Origin of the sequence: Paenibacillus sp. Dod16, from assembly GCF_049893405.1 — a bacterium.
Classification (GTDB): Bacteria; Bacillota; Bacilli; order Paenibacillales; family Paenibacillaceae; genus Paenibacillus_AQ.
Genome location: NZ_JBNDYG010000003.1, coordinates 54,633 through 75,028, shown reverse-complemented (window position 1 = coordinate 75,028; position 20,396 = coordinate 54,633). Strand labels below are relative to the sequence as shown.

Genomic DNA, 20,396 nt, shown 5'->3' with positions numbered 1-20,396 from the left:
AGCAGAATGGTAAGTGTGGCCCAGTGTCCATATTGGGTAAAAAATTGAAGGATTTCACGTCCGGTTGCAAAGCCAGCGCCAACGATGGTTCCGATATATGTAAACGCGATCTGTAAAACACGAACAGAATTACGCAAGCCCCGCATCCCCCTTGAAAGTTAATACGTTCTGCTTAGTACAAGGTATGCTTGGCTCAGCTGGGACATGACTCCTACCTGTCCAGGTCCTTACCGGAGGCATGTACATGATGATGGCCAGGCAAGGAGATCAATGTCAGGAATTCTGACGGGAACCGTACAGTTAAATGACGGAGTCAGCGTTTGTACTTGCCGTACAGGGAGGAATATGTTACTTTTACGACAAAGGAATCGTGGGAGGTCTTTTGGATGGATTGGTTGAAAGAGCGGATCATCAAAGAAGGTGTCGTGTTGTCGGATCAAGTGCTGAAGCTGGATGCCCTGCTGACGCATCAAGTAGACCCGGCATTAATTATGGATATGGGCCGGGAATTTGCGGCTAGATTTAAAGAGAGCGGCGTGACCAAGGTCGTTACGCTGGAATCCTCCGGCATTTCTGTTGCATTTGCCGCGGCGCTTGAATTGATCGCGCCAGTTTATCGGCGAAGAGGATAAACTGCTCTTCATTGATGACATTATCGCGAACGGTGACGCTGCAAGAGGCCTGATCAAGATTATTGAACGGGCAGGGGCAGAATTAATCGGGCTTGGCGTTGTGATTGAAAAGAGCTTCCAGGCTGGAGCGAGAACGCTGCGCGAACAGAATGTTCATGTGGAATCGCTGGTCACCATATCGTCGCTTGAGGACGGCAAGATTACGTTCAGCTAGGTTTAGGAATATACCAACCGCTTCATGGCATGTCAGGAGTAGAGCCGAAAGGCAGGACTTCCGTCATGAACGTTTGTACCCTAGCCTTTGCCGTGCGTAATAGTGTAAATTCGTAGTCAATTTTAAGTGGATTTCAGCCTAAAATCACAACAAAATCTTTTCGCCTCCATGATTTTCGCTTATAATAAAGAGGTAGGCAAGAGAGAGGAGGCAGCACCATGGGGAAACAACCTGTAACCGAGCCGTTTTTGATTGAGAAGCTGAATGAAGCAAAGGTACATTTTGAACGTGCTTTGGATTGTAAACATACGGAGTTTGATGATCTATATCCCTATATGATTGAACATCCTCAGTTTTTCTGGTACAAACGCTATGTTGCCTGGTCAGAACTGCTGACGATTGCCGGATTGTGTGAGGAGGTTTCCTTCGAATGGAAGGAACAGTTTACGCCTCAGCAGGTAGAATATATCGAGAAGCGTGTCATGTCTTCAACCGTTCTGGATTTTTGGTACGAGAAGAATGACAGTATCGAGCCGGCACAGCGTTAATGGGTATATAGAACATCTCTTAGTCGGGATGTTTGTCGATATCGCAACGCATTCAAAAGACCTAAATGATCTCATTTAGGTCTTTTTTTGCACTAAGTTTATGAAGGGGGTATGGTGATGATTAGCGATGAAAGACTCGATGAGCTTCGGCTCTCCGGCGAATTGGTCCGGGTTGTCCGGGACGGCTTGGAGACCAATGATATTATAGGCTTTGTTGTAGCCTGGGACCCGGAGCAGGTCATTATACGCCGCAGAAATCGGCGGGTCGTTAAACTGGATCGCCGTTACAGCTACCAGCTTAAAAAGGAACCAAGAGTAAGCCCGATCGAAGAGTAGGCATAGATCTCGAACTCGTCGGACAACTTAACCTCGCATCAAATTTTTGTGGAAGAGGTGCTTTAGGTTATGGAAATGTCCAATGACAAGGTCTCGGCTTACAAGAATGAAATTCTGAATTTGAAGCAGAGCATGCCGGAAATGGCAGAAGCGTATCATCAGTTCACAGGCGTTTGCTTTCAGGATGGCGAACTGGATGAGCGAACAAAGCAGCTGATCGCGCTCGGAATCGGACTGTTTGCCAATAATGAGCTGTGTACCTTCTATCATATGGAAGAAGCCCGTGCGAAGGGAGCCTCGGATGCTCAGATTATGGAGGCTGTAGCCGTGGCGTCTGCCGCCAGTGCGGGACATGCCCTCTCGCAGGGATTGACCCGCGTGCAGCATAATCTTCATTGATTCACGTGTCAGCGATAACCGTCTCAACCGGAACATTCATGTTCAGTGGGGAGACGGTTATTCTCTGTTTAAGGGCAGCGATTTAGCGGGCGTAAACAGCGGCAGGAGGATAGGCTTGCTCAGAGGACTCGGTCTCGGGCGAAACCAGCCCAAGGTAGGCTCGCATGCGGTCCATCATCTCCTCACGGAAGGATGGCCATAGAATGTTCATCGAACCAATGTAACCCCGACAAGCATATCGTGCCTGGATTCCTTCCTGGTTCTGTCCAATATCATACACCTTAATCGCCCGCTTGGTGAATTCCTGCTTCACCTCACGAAGAAGCACAGCAGCACGCTTGGCGCCATTCCCCACAACCTCTACATACAATTGAGGGCTCTTGAAGACACCGCTCTCTTGAATGATTCGGCAATCCCTTTCAAACACCTTATGAATGAACATCAGCAGCAGGTAACTCTTGATCAATGCACGTTCTTCCGTCGTAACAGCCGGTATGGCCATCAACATCACCGCCTTTATATAGAAAATGGTTATCGAACGGGAACTTATGTTCTTATTTTAACCGAAAAACAGGTTTTTAATCAAGTTCAAAAAAAGTGTTGACTCAATTCGTGCAGCGTGATATTATATATCTTGTCGCCGCTGATAAGGACTTGTCTCCTAAAAGCGATGAACATGATATGCGGTCGTGGCGGAATTGGCAGACGCGCACGGTTCAGGTCCGTGTGGGCTAACCCCCGTGGAGGTTCGAGTCCTCTCGACCGCATCCTTATAAAGAAGCTCGTAAACTTGCTTTTTAGCAGCTTACGAGCTTTTTTTGTGTTGAGATTTTAGATGGCGGGATGAAAGACTTTAACCAAAATAATGCGATGCCGTTGACAGCCAACCCGACAAGTTCAAAATTACCGCGGAGCTGCGGAGAAAGCAGCTGTGAGTAAGAAAGCCGACGATCCAACGGTGGCGGCAAGTTTCTGTGCCTGGGCTGTGCTAATACAATCACTCTTACATATTTACATACCTTTTCTCAAACAATACGGTTAGGTGTGATTAGCATGAACATGAATGGAAGGGGAGTAACCATGCGGAAGGCATTCAAAAAATTGGTTATCTTGCTGTGTACGATATGGATGATCGTGTACGGAGCACAGATCGGATATGGCGCAGGGGTGGCCTCTACCCCTGCTGCTGATCCTCCCAATCAGGAAACGGAAGAAATGCACGAAAAATCCGGACGCGGCAGGCCTGATCAGGAGGCGAAAGTTAATAAGCTGGCCGTCATCATTGATGATTTTGGCAATGATCAGAAAGGGACTCAGGAAATGCTGAGTCTTCCTGTTAAGATCACGGTGGCGGTAATGCCTTTCTTGCCAACAAGCGTGAAGGATGCCGAAGCTGCGCATCGGCAAGGGCATGACGTCATCATCCATATGCCCATGGAGCCGAAGCAAGGACGATCTTCCTGGCTCGGACCGGGTGCCATTCTAAGTTCACTAACCGATGAGGAGATTCGTGAACGGATGGAGGAGGCAATCGATTCGGTTCCTTATGCCGTTGGGATAAATAATCATATGGGCTCCAAGGTTACCGGGGATGAGCGGGTCATGTCCATTGTGCTTGATGTATGCAGGGAGAGAGGGTTGTTCTTCATCGACAGCAAGACAAACTACCATAGCGTGATTGGCAAACTGGCAGCGGAGAAGGGGATGCCGTCCATCGCCAACGATATATTCCTGGATGATGTTCATACCGTTCAGCACGTGAGCAAACAGCTCCTGACCGCGGTACAGCATGCGGAAGAGAGAACATCCTGCATTGCAATTGGCCATGTCGGCAAATATGGAACCCGGACGGCAGAAGCGCTGAAAGGAACCATTCCGAAACTGCAAGCCAAGGTGGAGTTTGTGGGTATCAGCGATCTGGTTAGGGAACGATCAAGCTGGCGGCCGAATCCGCTGTCAGCGTATTAGTGTCAGCAGCAGAACCGGAGTCGGTTTCGGCATGCCGTGAAGCAACCGGCGTTAAAAAGATTATCCGACAAAGGTCCGCCCCTATCTTGAAGAGCCAAAAAAAATAATAGCCTTCCAGACAAGGATCCGGTGATTCCAATCCCTGTATGGAAGGCTGTACATATGTGGAGGCTGCATTTATTCATCGGCTGCGGAGATCGATGCTAGGCGTCTTAATAGATATGGCTGAGAACCCTATATAAGCAAAAAAAAAGCCCCAAATTACAGGGCCGTTAAATAACTGATAATCCCGTCGGCAATGGCTTCAGCGATCTGCATTTGACCGTTGCGGCCGGTTAATAATTTCCGGTCCTCCATATTGCTGAGAAAGCCGGTTTCGACGATGACGGCGGGTACTTGGGTTTGATTCAGCAGATAGTATGGTTTACCTACCATGATGTGATTGCTGCTGCGGTAAACCAGATTCAGCTGCTCCTGGATGGTGTCCGCAAGCAGGGTGCTGCGTCCCTCGGATTGATGCAGCACGATGCCTCCGCGCTTGGACGAGTTCTTTCCCCAATTCACATGAATGCTGACCACCAGCTTGGTCGGGATTTCACTGCTAAGCTGCTTGCGCTGCGACAGATCGCGGCGATGTCTCGAGGAGCTTCGATGCCAGCGATTGTCATCGCTAAGCGCGTAATCGGCATCGCGGTTCAGTACGGCATGATAGCCTTCCTTGCGAAGCAGCATGAACAGTCTGCGTGAAATGGCCAGGTTGACATCTTTTTCTAGAATGTTACCATACGACGTTCCTCCATCGATTCCGCCATGACCCACATCGATCAGAATGACATCATGGGCAAAAGGGTGCAGCTGCCTTAGTTTTGACTGGTCGATTTCCTGACCTGAAGAGTGGGTGGATTCCGGCGTTTCGGTCAGAAGCCGGGTTGTCGAAATTGGACTTTTATGAACGGCATGCGCGGGACGCGTCATGGCTTGCTCCTTCACTGGATATGCTTCCATAACAGAACTCGGGAGTGCCAGTGTAAAGAGAAGCATCCATACCCCTGCTGTCTTAATCATGATGGCTCCCTTCTTTCACGTAAAAATTTCGGCTTTTTTAGAATGTGCATATGGCGGAAAAATCATGCTGTTCAAGTGCGAGCGTCTAGAATTGATCGAAATGGAGCAAACTGATACTGGGATGTGGATAAACCAAAAGGAGTTGATTCGTATGGCTAGCGGCGATGAATTGATCAAGTACATTACCGAGCGCGTGGTTCATTTTATAGATACGCCTAAGGACGTTCGGCGCCAGGCGAAGGTGAAGGAATCCTGGACCACAAGGTGGTTCGGCATGATTCCGTTCTCCATGTCGCTATGGAAAGAGGATGTAACCACCAAGCGCAAAAAAAAGACGAAGTAACAGCTAATGGTTCATACATGAAATCGTTTTTTGTACATCATGCGCATTGCCTCCTACGCGCACGATGTCAGGCACGGAGTAAGCATGCTTCTGGATGGCTTCGACCCTTGTGAGTGCTGAGTGCACACTTATAAACCGTTTTGAAATAAAGGACGCTGCCCGTTAAGAGGCAGCGTCCTTTTGTCAGTCATGTTATACGGCATGGGAAAACCCGTATTATTCCGGCTGGGCATAAAATTGCCCTTGTCTGACTAAACGGGATGCCGGAAGGAAACGGAGGGTGTCTGTATTCCGCAAGGGAACCGAAACATAAAGCGCAGCCGGGTTCTCCTGATTCTCCGAGGACCATCGATGCCAGCCCGTTAAGTTAAAAGGCGCGCCGTAGGCGGCATTGCCTTTTGCGGACTTAAATATCAGGGTGGAGTGCTCCTTAAGTAAATTCCGCAGATCGGCGCTGCTTCGGGCTGTGAGATTTCCAGTGGTCAGCCACAGCAGATTATCGTAAGGATCCACGGAGTCGCCGGTTGTGATGGAGGGCGTTCCGGCAAACCAATGATTGGATTTGGATGAAGTCACGAGTCCTTTGGCTGTTGCAGGCAGCGATACGGATACCAGGTTGGTCGTTGAATGAGTCTGCTGGGGCTCATCCGGTAGGGCTTCACTATTTAGTGCATTAAAATAAACCGGCTTCTTGCCGGGCAGCTGGACCTGCCAGACAGGGGACACGTCATACAGCTTGCGCACGGTGCTGCCTTGAGGCAATGACCCTCCAGCCTTCACAAGGCCTTCCGCAGCGAGCCGCTCTTTCAGCGGCGCTTGGCTGTAGGGAAGGGTCGAGCCGATCCCGTATTCACTCAGGATATATCCGCCGTCTTCTCCTGCACTGATAATCATGTATCCTTGCGGCAGTCCTTCATCGGAAATCGTGACTAACCAGCCGTGCGTGCCCGGACCGAGCGGTGTAAACTCGAGTGTTGCTTCGTCCCATGTCGTAAATGGCGCATGGGCCGATAATTGAGCGACAGTCTCCTCGGCAAAGTCCATCAAATTCCCAGGAACCTGAGCTACAGCTTTGTTCTGACTAACCCCTGAAACGCCTGATGTGTGATGATCCGCAGTAAACGGAGTGCCAGTCAGACTAAGGCTGTTCGCAGAATTGGAAACGTCGGCCTGGCTTGCTGCAGCCAAGCTTGCCTGCGGCTGGACCGTGCTGAACCAGAGGATAGTCGTTACAATGATGGAAACAGACAACATTCGATATCGGCTGTTCTGCTTGTTATCGGCTGATTGGGGCTTGAAGTTCTTGCAATCCTTGACATCATGGTTATGAAGTTCCATGTTCCAACGCTTCAAATCATTAACCGCCTTTCCTTGGCCCTACGCGCCGTGGATGTGTTGGAATCATCATATCGGACAAGCTCTGCAAAGGCTGTTGCAAGCTGTCGCGGTAGGAGAAGGGAGAATGGTTCTTTTTTTGCCTGCTTTTGTAGAGGAGCGTCATAATGACGCACCCACAGGCGAACACAGATGAAATAGACCGCAGGTTATGACGGACAAGCTCACTTTCGGCTCGTACTGCCACTGCATTTCGGACCGGCGGTTCTTATATTGCTCCTCGATGAGCGCTTTTTTCTCTTCGTCCTGCTCCTTGAGCAGGTCCTCGTAATAGCTGTCGATCACCAGCAGTTCTTCTTCAAGACGTTCTCTTGCTTTGGTGGCCCAGTCGTAGTCCAGCTTGCTTATCTTGTCGATAAGATGGTTCTCTAGCGCATCTACGGCCTGCTGCAAGGTAAGAGCAGCGGGGCGGACGTGAACGCTCTCCGGCAAGCGGGGCGTCAGCTCGCGTCCATCCAGGATCGCCGGGAAGTCTTGGGCAATGGCACGGCTGGATAGCGAGATTCCGAGAAAAAACAATTCCTCCCGCTTCAGATCACAGCTGAACTCCACTTTGAAGCAGACGCCTAGCCACTGCTCATACGGCGTGGAACGGGCTCTTGGACGAGGCTCGGTACCGCGCTGCTGGAACAGATAGACGCATTTGCCTTCCTCCCGGGAAGCATTCCAAATTTGGGCCAGCCGGCTGCTGCCGTAGCCAATGTTCTCCCGCTGAATGCGGCCGGGACCGAGGATAGGCAGAACCGGGGCATTGCCGTAAAAGCGGGCCAGGAGTGGATCCTGCGTAGGCGAGGCAAGCTGCGCTTTGGCTTCGGCTTCCTTGGTTTTTGCAAGCCGTTCGTCGTATTTTTCCGGATCAAACACGAAATTGAACGACAGCGTTTCGGCGGGAGCGCCGGTACGTTCCACGAAGCCCCAGTAATACGGGCGGTTGGTGAGCATTTTGTCGGCTTGCGGCGACAGTTTCACGGTGACATGCTCAGGCGATTTTTCAATGACGGTGCATTCGGTGGCTTCCAAATAGGCCATGAAGTGCTGCTGCACCTCCTGCGGCGTCATGGTCATATTAGGCTTCTTCCTCTCTTAGATTATCTTCGACGGTGCTTCCCTGCTCGATATCCTGCTTGATATGGTGAATCGAGTCGCCCAATGTGCTGATGCGCTGCCGGATTTCATCATCGTTGCCGGACTCCAGCATGATTTTGTACAGGCTCTTCTCGATGGATTCCTTCTTCTCGAACCGCTCGAGAATGACATCCAGACCTCCGATGACCATCTCGAACATGTTGATCTTCTCGTGCAGCAGGTTCAGAATGTGCTCTTCAATGGTTCCTGAAGTGGACAGGTTGTAAATCTTCACGTCATTGGTCTGGCCGAGACGATGGACGCGTCCGATCCGCTGCTCGACCCGCATGGGATTCCAGGGCAGATCAAAGTTGATCATATGGTGGCAGAATTGCAGATTGATGCCTTCGCCCCCGGCTTCCGTCGCGATCATGACCTGCGCCTTGCCGCGGAACAGATCCATCATCCAGTCCTTCTTGCCGCGGTTCATTCCGCCTCGGTACGGTACGGAGATGAGCCCGTGATCGCGGAAATAATTGAGCAAGTATTCCTGGGTGGCGCGGTATTCCGTGAATACGATGACCTTCTCGTTCATTTGCTGGATCAGCTCGATGGTTTTTTCCGCCTTGGTGTTGGCTTTGATGGCCTTGATGAGATAGACGAGCTCCCAGATTTTATCGCGCAGCGGAGAGTCCTCGGGCAGCTTCTTGGACAGATTAACAAGAGTCACGAAAACGGCATCGCGGCTGCTGCACACTTCACGCTGGAGCGTAACAAGGGACAGCATACTGCTTAAATTTCCCCCTGCTGCCTGATACTGATCTTTGACGAAGGACGTGACGCCGTCGTATAATGACTGTTCTTCGGGCGAGAGGCTAAGCCCTACATTGCGGACGGATCGCTTGGTGAATTTCACTTCGCCTTCGCCGCGGCGGTTACGGATCATGACCTTGGACAGCTCATCCTTGAGCTGCTCCTGATTCTTGGGTCTTCGTTTATCGACAACAAAATTAGCGGCAAACTGCCCTTGGCCTCCAAGCTGGCCCGGCTTCAGCAGGGTGATCAGATTGAAGAGCTCGCTGAGATCGTTCTGCACCGGCGTGGCCGTCAGCAAGAGACAGTATTTTTTGCGCAGCTTTTGAATGAATTGATAATTGGAGGTTTTTTTGTTCTTGAGCTTGTGCGCCTCATCGATGATGAGCATGTCGTACTCCTCGTTCAGCAGAATCTCCTGATGCGGATCGCGCTTCGCCGTGTCCATGGAGGCGACAACGATATCATTGCCCCAGGAGTACGCTTTTTTCTGCGCAATCGCAGGAATGCCGAACTTGGAGTTCAGCTCGCGAACCCATTGCAGCACAAGGGAAGCGGGAACGAGAATCAACACTTTGGATACCAGGCCGCGCACGATGTATTCTTTTAAAATAAGGCCGGCTTCAATCGTTTTACCAAGCCCCACTTCATCAGCGAGAATGGCTCGACCCGACATCTCGAACAATACGCGTCTGGCGGTATCGGTCTGATGGGGGAGCGGGGATAAGCCGCCTAGGTGCTTGAGGCATTGCAATTCTTCAAAGCTTGTAACGAGACGCGATTTCTCGCCCTCCACGGCAAGCTGGGCCAGACGATAGTCACCCCAAGGTCCGCCCTTGTCCAGTCGACCGGCGAGATCGTCAAACCAGGAACGGTCGATCTGCAATGGAACGGGAAGACGCGCGTCGAAAATCATGCCTGAGTCGGCAGATGGCTGATGGTTCATGTCGATCTCCTCCTGTTGTGAAAGATTCCGGGCCAGCGGTGTATATGTAGTATGGACGAAAAAAGAAGTCTTCATAACCTTGCACGGATTCGGAAGGCGTGGAATAACCCAAAGGGCGCACGGCTGCTGGAATTGGATATTTTCATCCTTTTTTTCATAGGGAAGGCCGAAAAAGAGAGCGAGAGGAAGAAAGCGGAAGCTTGCGAGCGGGAGCTTGGATCTGTTGGCTTAATTTTCACATTATCGGCATAGTTAACCTATATATAGTGTAGTATAATGAATTGGTAGCACTATATATGGTGTATATAGTGGTTTTGAATGTTTGACCGGCTACATAACAGGTTATGTTGTTGGTGAGCGCATAACTGCGGAACTTTTTAATTTTATATTTTATATAGGAGGTAGTTGCTCTTGAGTACGATGCAGAATCAGCGGCTGGAAGGTTTAAGCGAGAAGATCTTTTTGGACCGGTATGCCTGGAAGGATGCGGACTCCAACAACGCTAAGGTAGGCGATGTGGTGCTCGTTTTGACGAAGGATGATCCTAAATTTCCGACCAAGGAAGTTGGCGAAATCGTGAAACGCGAAGGCCGCAAGGTCACGGTGAAGACACGGAAGGGCGAGCTTGTGGAATCGGATGTGGAGAAGCTGACGTTAACCACCGAGAAAACGCCGGAAGAAATGTGGGATCGACTCGCGGCTGCCATGTCATCGGTTGAGGCAACGCCTGAACTGCAGGAAGAGTGGCGCGGGAAGTTCCGCGAGATTCTGGATGATTGGAAGCTGGTGCCGGGCGGACGGATTGCGGCTGGAGCTGGTGCAAGCGATGAATTGACGCTGTTCAACTGCTACGTGATTCCTTCACCGAAGGACAGCCGGGGCGGCATCATGGAAACTCTGAGCGAGATGACCGAGATCATGGCGCGCGGCGGCGGAGTCGGCATTAATTTGTCTTCCCTGCGTCCTCGGCGCGCGATCGTAAGAGGCGTGAACGGCTCCTCCAGCGGTGCGGTATCGTGGGGCGGATTGTTCAGTTATACGACGGGATTGATCGAGCAGGGCGGAAGCCGCCGGGGCGCGCTCATGCTGATGATTAATGATTGGCACCCGGACGTGGAGGATTTCATTACCGTGAAGCAGACGATGGGACAAGTTACGAATGCGAACCTGTCGGTATGCGTCAGCAATGATTTCATGAAGGCCGTGAAGGAAGATCTGGACTGGGAGCTGGTGTTCCCGGATACTACGGATCCTGACTATGATGAGCTGTGGGACGGCGATCTGGATAAATGGAAGAAAGCCGGACACCGTATCATTCCATATAAAACAGTAAAAGCACGCGAGGTCTGGCACACCATTATCGAATCCGCATGGAAATCCGCAGAACCGGGCGTCGTATTCATGGAATACTATAACCAGATGTCCAACAGCTGGTATTTCAACCCGATTATTTGTACGAACCCTTGCGGCGAGCAAGGACTTCCGGGCTGGGGCGTATGCAACCTGTCCGCGATGAATCTGTCGAAGTTCTATGATGAAGCGAACCATGACGTTGCCTGGGATGAGCTGGCTACAACGACACGGTACTCCGTGCGTTTCCTGGATAATGTCATTGACCGGACGCCGTACCATTTTGAAGAAAACGAATTGAACCAGAAAAAAGAGCGCCGCGTGGGCCTCGGAACGATGGGTCTGGCGGAGCTGATGATCAAGCTGAACATCCGTTACGGCAGCCCGGAATCGTTGGAGTTCCTGGATAAGCTGTATGGCTTCATCGCGCGCGAAGCTTATCTCGCTTCCGTCGATATTGCCGAAGAGAAGGGTTCGTTCCAGGCATTCGACGCCGAGCTGTACCTGCAAAGCGGCTTCATGAAAAATATGGCCGAGGTGTATCCGGAAGTTGCCGAAGCGGTGCGTGAAAAAGGTGCACGGAACGTCACCGTCATTACCCAAGCGCCAACGGGCAGCACGGGTACGATGGTCGGAACGTCGACAGGCATCGAGCCGTACTTTGCCTTCAAATACTTCCGTCAGAGCCGACTCGGCTTCGACGAGCAGTTCGTGCCGATTGCTCAGGATTGGCTGGACAGCCATCCGGGCGAAGAGCTTCCGGATTATTACGTCACGGCGATGAGTCTCTCCGCCGAGGATCACATCCGGGTACAAGCGGCAATTCAGCGCTGGGTGGACAGCTCGATCTCGAAGACGGCCAACTGTCCGTCGGACTTTACGGTTGAAGATACGAAGCGCCTATATGAGCTGGCATTCGATCTGGGCTGCAAAGGCGTAACGATCTACCGCGACGGCAGCCGCGACGTGCAGGTGCTGCAGACGGAGAAAAAAGAAGATAAGGCCGCCGAAGCAACCACGGCTTCTACTGCGGAAACAGCGCTTGAGCAAAGCGCGGAAGCGTGGCCGTGACAGCCTCACCGAGCAAGAGCGGGTTGGATAAGCAATACAAGAAGCGTCCGCAAGTGCTGCGCGGCGCAACCTATAAAATGAACACGCCGTTCGGCATGGCGTATATTACCATCAACGATCTGGACGGTATCCCAAGCGAAATCTTCCTGAACGTCGGCAAGGCCGGTTCGGATGTGTTCGCAATGGCGGAAGCCTTGGGCCGCGTCTGCTCCTTGTTCCTGCGTTACGGGGACCACGGCAATAAGGTGGAGCTGCTGATCAAGCACCTCAAGGGCATCGGCGGCACCGGCGCGATCGGCTTCGGCGCAAACCGCGTAGAATCCATCGCCGACGCTGTGGCGAAGGCGCTTGAGACGCACGTGGCGAACAACGCTGGGGCAGATCATGACCATGATCCGGCACCGGTCGCAGCCACGATGGCGCCTGTTGATGCAGGCGAAGCTGTGGCGCCAGCAGCCGCGGGGTATGGCGGACACGGCTCCCACACAGGCGGCAGCACCATGTCGCTGGATCTGTGTCCATCCTGCGGCGGGGCATCCTTGATTAATATCGAGGGATGCAAGACGTGCGGGAACTGCGGATATAGTAAGTGTTCGTGAGGAAGCTGTTCTGTCTGATATCGACGTAGATATCATGTGAGTGAAATTCCAGTTTCATAATTCGTTAGACGGTTCCATTCCAACCATTTGTTGGAATGAAAAGTATGGAATCAACTAAATAAAATGTAATATAGGGTAGGCGATGATGAACATTGCCTACCCTTATTTGTCGTTTAGTACCTAACGACAAGCAATCTTTGGTATTCAACAATTTTGAGATTACGAAAGAGAGAGAACTACATTGCCATGAAAATATCTAACAAAGCGATTATAATGGCAAGAAGATAACCTTTCGTAATAACTATCGGAATGGAATTAAAGAATCGGTTGGTTACTTATCGTTCCCATTTGAGCGTTCAAACAGCAAAATGAAGTAAGGGGGATAAGGAATGACAAGTATTCTTATAGTAGAAGATGATGCTCATATGTTGGAAATGATATCACTTGTTTTAAGATGCGAAGGCTATCATGTCCGGGGCGCGGTTAACGGCAAAGAGGCGCTTGCAGAAATGGAAAGCTCGCCTGCGGATATGGTTGTGCTTGATGTCATGATGCCTGTCATGGACGGGTGGGATTTGTGCAGCGAACTGCGGCTTTTGTAACCCGAACTACCCATAATCATGATAACGGTCAAGCACGAGACGAGTCAGAAGGTGAAAGGATTCGGCCTGGGCGCCGACGATTACCTGGTCAAGCCTTTCGATCCGCAGGAGCTGGTGATCCGAATCAAAGCGGTGCTGCGCCGGTACCGTATTGCGGCCGATAAGAGAGTTATATTGGGCAGCTTCAAGCTGGATCGGCTTCGGGGAACCGTTTCGGACGGCAACGTGAATTGGAATTTGCCGCCCAAGGAATTTGAACTGTTATATCAGCTTGCAAGCTATCCCGGCCAAATCTTTATGAGAGAGCAGTTAATCGAATCGGTATGGGGATTCGACCACGACGGGGATGAGCGGACGGTCGACGTTCATATCAAGCGGCTGCGGGAGCGGTTCGCCGCCTATCCCCATCTGTTTCGCATCGTAACGGTTCGCGGTCTCGGATATCGGTTGGAGACGGAAATCCATGATTAAGAGCATCAACTTCAAAATTTTATTGATCTTTATTGTTGCATTAGTGGTAGGTTTCGGACTCTCCATTCCGATCACCGTATCTTTGTTTCAAAACCAAGTCACGCAATCCATCCGGGACGAATATGCGATGCGAAGCGGGTTGATTGCGGATGTCTATTCCCGATTGGCGCCAACTGAACGCGGTCATTATCTGAATCAGTTGTCCGAAGAAATGAAGGTATCCCTATGGATCTACGATCGGAACGGATTGCTTTACGCGTACAGCCACACAAGCAAACCCAACCTTAGCGATGACGAAATACGACTCGTCCAGGGCGGCGCCGAAATCATGAGGAGCACGTCCGTCCTGCCCTTGCCGACGAGCCTTCAAATGGGTTTTCCTTTGCGAACCGCTGATGAGCCGCTGGCGCTCGTCATCCATCCGGAAAGCTCCAACATGTATCTCCTATTCACCATTATAGGTTCGTTCATTCTGATTGCGCTCGCGATCGGCAGCTTCAAATTCATACTCTTTACTAGAGTAGTGGTGAAACCCTTAAAGGCTTTGACGGCCGCAACCCAAAAAGTGGCCAAGGGAGACTATAATATCGTTCTTCAGACGAAGAGCAAGGATGAATTAGGCGTCTTGTCGAAGCAATTTCAGCAAATGGCCTACGAGGTCGGTCAGGTTGAAAGGATGCGGCAGGAGTTCGTTTCCAATGTATCCCACGAGATTCAAACCCCGCTGGCGTCCATTTCGGGCTTTGTTTCCATCCTGCAGAAAGACGGTCTTGATGAAGCCGAACAGCTGCGCTGTCTGAACATTATCCGGGAGGAAAGCATGCGGTTGTCCCGACTGAGCGAGAACATGCTTCGATTGGCCACGATCGATTCGAACCATTATCCCTTCCATCCGACGCTCTTTCGGCTTGACAGGCAGCTGCGTCGCATTGTCATAGCGGCTGAACCGCAATGGGCGGACAAACACTTAAATATTCACTTCAAGCTTCCAAAAACGGCGATTCATGCGGATGAAGACCTGCTGAACCAGGTTTGGCTTAATATTTTCAGCAACAGCATCAAATTTACGCCCGAGGGCGGCGACATCTCCATCGAGCTTGTGTCAGGAAATGAAAAAATCGGAGTCGTCATTCGCGATACGGGAATCGGCATTACCGAAGAAGACCGTAAACGCGTCTTCGAACGCTTTTATATGGCCGATAAGTCGCACAACCGCGAAGCGGGGGGAAGCGGACTTGGTCTTGCGATCGTCAAGCGCGTTGTCGAATTGCACAGCGGCTCGATCGAAATCGACAGCGCTGTAGGAAAAGGCACGGCGATAACCGTCTTTCTGCCAGCCATGTAACTCCGTCACACAATCGAAAATACGAGCGAACGAAAAGGTGAACGATCCGTTCACCTTTTTTGCATTTCCTTCCATCTAGTTCATATTACGTTCATACAGGGCGCTTAGTATCGGTTGCGTAATCGAATCAGAATAGATCAATCTACGAGGAGGAAATCGTTCATGCTGTGGTTGATGGTCAATTTTGCGATGACCGTTTCGCTGCCCATTTTTGGCGGAATTGCCGCTTGGAATGCGAGCCGAGCCTATCGGGCACCTACAAAAGGCAAGTTATATTCCCGTATGCGGTCGTCGCTCATTTGGACGGGAATAAGTGGACTGGCCTTTTTCGTCAAAGCGACGCCGATCGTTCTCACATCGCGTATGAAGGCGTCTTGTCACCGTTTGAAATCGGCAGCGCGACGGTCAACCTGCCGGAGTGAGCGAATATGATTTACGATAGAGGTGAACTGGTTTTGAAATACAAGTTTGTCATAATGTTTATGATTATCCTATGCGGCACAATCTCGGTCGCGGTGTTCAATCCGATTATTGGCCTGCTCTCGCGCGAACTGGGGCTCAGTGAGATTCAATCGGGATGTTTGGTGTCGGTGACGGGGCTGTGCTGGTTGCTCGGCGGATTCTTCTGGGAAAAAACGACCTTTATGAGCAGAAAACGAATGCTGGCTTTTATCATGTTTGTATATTTGGCGACACTGCTCCTGTTTGCCCTTCTCGCCGATTATGCGGGGACCCATCGCAACGGTTCGTCGGGCTTTTTTTGGATCTTCTTGCTGTTGCGTGCGATCTCGGGATTTTTCTTCGGAGGCTTTCTTTCCAAAGCGCAAGCCTATGTGATGAGTTGGACGACACAGGAGACGCGAACGCAGGGGATGGCCATATTTGGTGCCGCCAATGGACTCGGTTTCATATTGGGCCCTGCCATGAGCGGCGGTATGGCGGCAATCGGGCTTACATCGCCGATGTACGCGGCTGCCGCCCTGCTTTTCATGATGATTATCTTATTATGGATATCGATTCCCAACGATGCGGTACAAAAGAAAGATCAATTTGCTCCATCGCTTTCGCCGTTTGATGTAAGAATTCGATTTTTCTTGTGGACCGGTCTTCTACTTTCGCTCACTATCAATATACTTCAGGTGACCATCGGTTTTTACGTTCAAGATTCGTTTGGGTATGAAGCACGGGAAGCGACGCAACTGATCGGACTTGGCTTGGCCATTTGTGGATCCATGGTTGTGGTCACGCAAATTGTCATTAGCAAATATCTGAAGTGGCGACCCGAGCGAATGTTACGACTCGGAATGTGGATTGTCGTGTTGGGATTGTTAGGGCTGTTATCATTCATTCGTTATGCCTATCTGGATTTTGCCATACTTGGCATCGGCTTCGGCCTTACCTGGCTTGGATATAGTGCGGGAGCTGCCGATGCGGTACAAGATCATGAACAACGGAGCGTTGCTTCCTATATCGCGACTTTGCTGGGAGGAGGAGCCTTCCTGGGGCCGATTACAGGGACTGCGCTTTACACGGCTCATATGGCAGTTCCGTATTCGTTTTGCACGCTTTTATTCGGGCTTTCTCTTCTCATTATACTCAGCAAGAAAAAGGTTGCCATTACTTCAATGAGGAGGGAGAGCCATGACAAATAAAACAGGAGTGGCCAGACTTCTGGAAATCGCCGGAGAGAAGTGCGGACTGTTGATCGTCTCCTGCCTTTTATCGTCGCTTAGCGCCGTTTGCATGCTGGTGCCCTATGCTTCCGTCTATTTCATTCTGGAAGAGTTGTTGGAACACGCAGCGTCCCCGGCTTCGGCGAACGAAGCGATGATGGTTCGTTGGGGCGTGATCGCTTTGATCGGCTTCGCAGCCGGCTTGATCACGACGTACGCGGGGGCAATGGCAGCGCATGTTGCCGCGTTTCGCATTCTTTACGGACTCAGGGTCAAGCTTGCCCGCCATATCGGCAAGCTCCCGCTTGGATGGCTGAACCGTCATTCGACGGGAGCCCTGAAGAATACGCTGGAACAAAACGTGGAGAAAGTGGAAACGTTCATCGCTCATCAATTGCCCGACCTCGTTCATGTTGTTGTGACCACGGCCTTAATGATCACCGTGATGTTTACTCTGAATGTTTGGTTGGCCATTGCGTGCGTCGTGCCGATTGTCCTCGCAATTGCGGTTCAGATCGCGCTGTTTAATGCACCAAAGACGAAAGAATACCTCAAACAGTATCATGATTCGTTGGAACGGATGAACGCTTCCGCCGTCCAGTACGTGCGGGGGATGCCGGCCGTCAAGGTGTTCGGGCAAACCGTGAAATCGTTTCGCCAATTTTACCAGGACATGATCCGCTACCGTGACTATGGCGTGAAATTGGCGGATCTGTTTCAAAACGGATTTGTGCTGTTTAAAGTGATAATCAGCTCGTTTGTCGTATTTGTTCTGCCTGTCGGCGTGTTTTTATTGAGCCGCGATCCGGGCATCGTCTCATTCGCCTCCGTTCTGTTGTTTTTCCTGGTCATGGCACCGGGAATATCCGCTCCTATGCTTAAAATCATGTTCCTGATTCATACGCTCGAGGATATCAACGAGGGCGTTCAGCGCATGGACCGCATACTGGCGGAAGGGCTTGTACCGGAGCCCGAGAGTCCGAGACGGCCGGCTACATTTGATGTTTCATTTGATCATGTTTCTTTTTCATATGAAACGGGATCGGCAGATGGCGCCGTACTTACGGACATATCCTTTACCGCCCGCCAAGGGGAAGTGACGGCGCTCGTAGGTCCGTCGGGAGCGGGCAAATCGACCATTGCCCATCTGGTGCCTCGATTCTGGGATGCGAACATGGGAGCGATCCGCATCGGCGATATAGATATTCGCGAAATAGCGACATCCGATCTGATGAACACCGTCGCATTCGTGTTTCAGGAATCGTTTTTGTTTTCCGATACGGTATACAACAACATTGCGGTCGGACGGCCGGACGCGTCACCGGAAGAAGTGTACGCTGCGGCGCAGGCAGCGCAGTGTCATCCGTTCATCGAGAACCTTCCGCTTGGATATGACACGCGGATTGGGGAAGGAGGCGTCTATTTGTCAGGCGGAGAGGAACAGCGGATCACCGTGGCCAGAGCGATTCTGAAGAACGCCCCCATTCTTGTGCTGGATGAAGCGACGGCGTTTGCCGATCCGGAGAATGAATATGAGATGCAGCTGGCGTTGAAAGCGTTGATGGCAAACAAGACGGTCATCGTCATTGCCCATCGCCTGTCCACCATTCAGGATGCACAGCAAATTCTCGTGATGGAAAGCGGGAGAATCGTCGAGCGGGGAAGGCATGAAGCCCTCTTAACTGCTGACGGCTTGTACGCACGCATGTGGCGTTCGTACCGCCAAGCAACGCAATGGCATATGGGCAAAAGGGAGGTGGATGCAGAATATGAACATCCTGCGCAGCCTTACAGCGGATAATCCGCGCTCGTTGGTTAAACCTGTATTTTACACGACCGTTGCCAATTTGGCGGGCGTGATCCCTTTTGTGCTGTTGGTGGAAGCAGTAAGATTGTTCTTTACCCCGTTTGTCCATCCCGCTATCCCCCTGGATACGGCACGGCTTTGGTGGGTGTGCGGCGGGCTGGCGGTTTCGCTTGTTCTCTTGTTCGCCTGCGAAACTCTCGCCAGTCGTTCTCAATTCCGCGACGCATACAGCGCGGCGGCGGACGGACGGACGCGGCTGGCCGAGCATTTGCGCAAGCTGTCATTAGGGTATCTGAACAAACGCGATCCGGGCGATCTTGCCAATATGATGATGGGCGATTTTGCGATGCTGGAACATGGCATCTCCCATGTGGTTCCGCAAATGATCGGAGCCGCCGTCATGCCGGTTCTGGCCTTGATTGGCCTGTTTTTCCTCGATTGGCGCCTAGCGCTTTCCCTATTCGCTGCGATGCCGGTGGCAATCCTGCTGGTGCTTTTGACCTCCGGCATCCAGCGCAAACTCGGCTCGCAGCATATACAGGCCAAGATCGAGACCTCCAATCGACTGCAAGAATACTTGAACGGTATTCGGGTGATTAAAGCTTATAACTTGACCGGAGAACGTTTTGTCCGGCTTGATCGGTCATTCAGGGAATTGATGCGGCAGAGCATCCGCCTCGAAGGGTTGTTGGGGCCGATTGTGCTGAGCGCGATTGCCTGTTTTCGTGCCGGCCTTACCCTGATGGTCACGGCTGGGGTACATCTGCTGCTCGGCGGGAGCCTGGATGTTATCACATTTGCAGCGTTCCTGATCATCGGAACCCGAATCTTCGATCCGCTGACGACAGCGCTCGCCGGGTATGCACAGTTTCGCTATCTCGAGCAGGCGGGCGAACGCATCGTGCAGCTCCTGCGGGAGCCGATCATGCAAGGAGAACGGCAGCCCCCTGCAGATCATGATATCGAATTGAAGCAGGTTACGTTCGGCTATCTGGATCAACCCGTATTGCGAGACGTGAGCGTAAGCATGCCGGCAGGTTCCTTCACCGCATTGGTCGGCCTTTCGGGCAGCGGTAAAAGTACCATTCTTCGGCTCATTGCCCGTTTTTACGACCCGGATAAGGGGATGGTGACGATGGGCGGGGAGGATATTCGCGCAATGGACTCGGAAGCGTTGTTGCGTAAAGTATCTATGGTGTTTCAGGATGTGTACCTCTTTCAGGATACGATTGAAGGCAATATCCGGTTCGGACGAAGCGACGCAACGCACGAGGAAATCGAGGAAGCGGCCCGGCTTGCTTGTTGTCACGATTTTATCCTGAAGTTGCCGCAGGGTTACGACACGATGGTCGGTGAAGGCGGAAGCACACTGTCGGGCGGTGAAAAACAGCGAATTTCCATTGCAAGGGCGATGCTGAAAAATGCGCCAATCATTCTCCTTGATGAAGCAACCGCTTCTCTTGATCCCGAGAACGAAGCGGAGATTCAGAAAGCGATTGATCGGCTTGTTCGAGGCCGAACCGTCATCGTCGTCGCTCACCGGCTTAAGACCGTGCAGCATGCCGACCAGATTGTTGTATTAGATCAAGGGCGGATTGTGGAGCAAGGCCGCCATGACGAATTGCTTTCGTCGAGTGGCCTGTATGCCCGGCTGTGGAGACGGCAGCATGATGCAGGAATGCTGTCAGCAGGGCTTGGATAGAGTTCATACGAACCGGCAATCCTGACGTTTCCATCCTATGGCCATCTTATGA

Annotated in this window: 15 protein-coding genes, 1 tRNA gene and 3 pseudogenes; 14 read left to right on the top strand and 5 right to left on the bottom strand. The window is 51.5% G+C overall.

Annotated features, from left to right (window positions below; translation table 11 throughout):
* Window positions 1–386: 386 nt before the first annotated feature.
* The 4 genes and pseudogenes from ACPV3A_RS02395 to ACPV3A_RS02380 all read left to right on the top strand — a co-directional run bounded on the left by ACPV3A_RS02395 (window position 387) and on the right by ACPV3A_RS02380 (window position 2,129).
* Window positions 387–846, top strand: a pseudogene (locus tag ACPV3A_RS02395) (xanthine phosphoribosyltransferase).
* 218 nt (window positions 847–1,064) lie between these two features.
* The gene (locus ACPV3A_RS02390; RefSeq protein WP_071221736.1) at window positions 1,065–1,394 is read left to right on the top strand and encodes a hypothetical protein; all 330 of its coding nucleotides are present in this window, start codon (window positions 1,065–1,067) and stop codon (window positions 1,392–1,394) included.
* Window positions 1,395–1,511: 117 nt separating this feature from the next.
* The gene (locus ACPV3A_RS02385) at window positions 1,512–1,730 is read left to right on the top strand and encodes a hypothetical protein (RefSeq protein ID WP_071221735.1); all 219 of its coding nucleotides are present in this window, start codon (window positions 1,512–1,514) and stop codon (window positions 1,728–1,730) included.
* Window positions 1,731–1,799: 69 nt separating this feature from the next.
* Window positions 1,800–2,129, top strand: coding sequence for a carboxymuconolactone decarboxylase family protein (locus ACPV3A_RS02380; RefSeq protein ID WP_071221734.1), 330 nt, complete (start codon window positions 1,800–1,802; stop codon window positions 2,127–2,129).
* An 82-nt stretch (window positions 2,130–2,211) separates the two neighbouring features.
* On the opposite strand, the gene ACPV3A_RS02375 is transcribed toward ACPV3A_RS02380, so the two are convergent.
* Window positions 2,212–2,631: a hypothetical protein gene (locus ACPV3A_RS02375; protein WP_426198027.1), complete on the bottom strand. Its 420-nt coding sequence runs from the start codon at window positions 2,629–2,631 to the stop codon at window positions 2,212–2,214.
* Window positions 2,632–2,812: 181 nt separating this feature from the next.
* On the opposite strand from ACPV3A_RS02375, the gene ACPV3A_RS02370 reads away from it, so the two are divergent.
* Window positions 2,813–2,896, top strand: a tRNA-Leu gene (locus ACPV3A_RS02370).
* A gap of 313 nt (window positions 2,897–3,209) precedes the next feature.
* On the top strand, window positions 3,210–4,097 hold the full coding sequence (locus ACPV3A_RS02365) for a divergent polysaccharide deacetylase family protein (protein ID WP_426198226.1): 888 nt from the start codon (window positions 3,210–3,212) through the stop codon (window positions 4,095–4,097).
* Window positions 4,098–4,358: 261 nt separating this feature from the next.
* On the opposite strand, the gene ACPV3A_RS02360 is transcribed toward ACPV3A_RS02365, so the two are convergent.
* Window positions 4,359–5,162, bottom strand: a complete 804-nt coding sequence (locus ACPV3A_RS02360; protein WP_426198026.1) for an N-acetylmuramoyl-L-alanine amidase — start codon at window positions 5,160–5,162, stop codon at window positions 4,359–4,361.
* 151 nt (window positions 5,163–5,313) lie between these two features.
* Here ACPV3A_RS02360 and ACPV3A_RS02355 point away from each other — a divergent pair, with 151 nt between their 5' ends.
* The gene (locus ACPV3A_RS02355) at window positions 5,314–5,505 is read left to right on the top strand and encodes a YqzE family protein (protein WP_326093243.1); all 192 of its coding nucleotides are present in this window, start codon (window positions 5,314–5,316) and stop codon (window positions 5,503–5,505) included.
* A 216-nt stretch (window positions 5,506–5,721) separates the two neighbouring features.
* Here ACPV3A_RS02355 and ACPV3A_RS02350 read toward each other — a convergent pair whose 3' ends face one another.
* From ACPV3A_RS02350 to ACPV3A_RS02340, 3 genes are all read right to left on the bottom strand, one after another.
* Window positions 5,722–6,858: a hypothetical protein gene (locus tag ACPV3A_RS02350; protein WP_426198025.1), complete on the bottom strand. Its 1,137-nt coding sequence runs from the start codon at window positions 6,856–6,858 to the stop codon at window positions 5,722–5,724.
* Window positions 6,859–7,002: 144 nt separating this feature from the next.
* On the bottom strand, window positions 7,003–7,965 hold the full coding sequence (locus ACPV3A_RS02345) for a YqhG family protein (protein WP_426198024.1): 963 nt from the start codon (window positions 7,963–7,965) through the stop codon (window positions 7,003–7,005).
* 1 nt (window position 7,966) lies between these two features.
* The gene (locus ACPV3A_RS02340; RefSeq protein WP_194543854.1) at window positions 7,967–9,724 is read right to left on the bottom strand and encodes a DEAD/DEAH box helicase; all 1,758 of its coding nucleotides are present in this window, start codon (window positions 9,722–9,724) and stop codon (window positions 7,967–7,969) included.
* A gap of 420 nt (window positions 9,725–10,144) precedes the next feature.
* Between ACPV3A_RS02340 and ACPV3A_RS02335 the strand changes: the two are divergent.
* The 7 genes and pseudogenes from ACPV3A_RS02335 to ACPV3A_RS02305 all read left to right on the top strand — a co-directional run bounded on the left by ACPV3A_RS02335 (window position 10,145) and on the right by ACPV3A_RS02305 (window position 20,344).
* Window positions 10,145–12,744, top strand: a pseudogene (locus tag ACPV3A_RS02335) (adenosylcobalamin-dependent ribonucleoside-diphosphate reductase).
* Window positions 12,745–13,133: 389 nt separating this feature from the next.
* A pseudogene (locus ACPV3A_RS02330) lies at window positions 13,134–13,817 on the top strand (response regulator transcription factor).
* On the top strand, window positions 13,810–15,162 hold the full coding sequence (locus ACPV3A_RS02325; protein WP_339218776.1) for a HAMP domain-containing sensor histidine kinase: 1,353 nt from the start codon (window positions 13,810–13,812) through the stop codon (window positions 15,160–15,162). The pseudogene ACPV3A_RS02330 and the gene ACPV3A_RS02325 overlap by 8 nt, the downstream one beginning before the upstream one ends.
* Before the next feature lie 162 nt (window positions 15,163–15,324).
* Window positions 15,325–15,594, top strand: a complete 270-nt coding sequence (locus ACPV3A_RS02320) for a hypothetical protein (protein ID WP_194543850.1) — start codon at window positions 15,325–15,327, stop codon at window positions 15,592–15,594.
* Complete coding sequence (locus ACPV3A_RS02315; protein ID WP_426198023.1) at window positions 15,591–16,814, top strand: MFS transporter; 1,224 nt, start codon at window positions 15,591–15,593, stop codon at window positions 16,812–16,814. Before ACPV3A_RS02320 ends, ACPV3A_RS02315 begins: the two co-directional genes overlap by 4 nt.
* The gene (locus ACPV3A_RS02310) at window positions 16,804–18,636 is read left to right on the top strand and encodes an ABC transporter ATP-binding protein (RefSeq protein ID WP_426198022.1); all 1,833 of its coding nucleotides are present in this window, start codon (window positions 16,804–16,806) and stop codon (window positions 18,634–18,636) included. Before ACPV3A_RS02315 ends, ACPV3A_RS02310 begins: the two co-directional genes overlap by 11 nt.
* The gene (locus ACPV3A_RS02305) at window positions 18,605–20,344 is read left to right on the top strand and encodes an ABC transporter ATP-binding protein (RefSeq protein WP_426198021.1); all 1,740 of its coding nucleotides are present in this window, start codon (window positions 18,605–18,607) and stop codon (window positions 20,342–20,344) included. Before ACPV3A_RS02310 ends, ACPV3A_RS02305 begins: the two co-directional genes overlap by 32 nt.
* The last annotated feature ends 52 nt before the right edge of the window (window positions 20,345–20,396 follow it).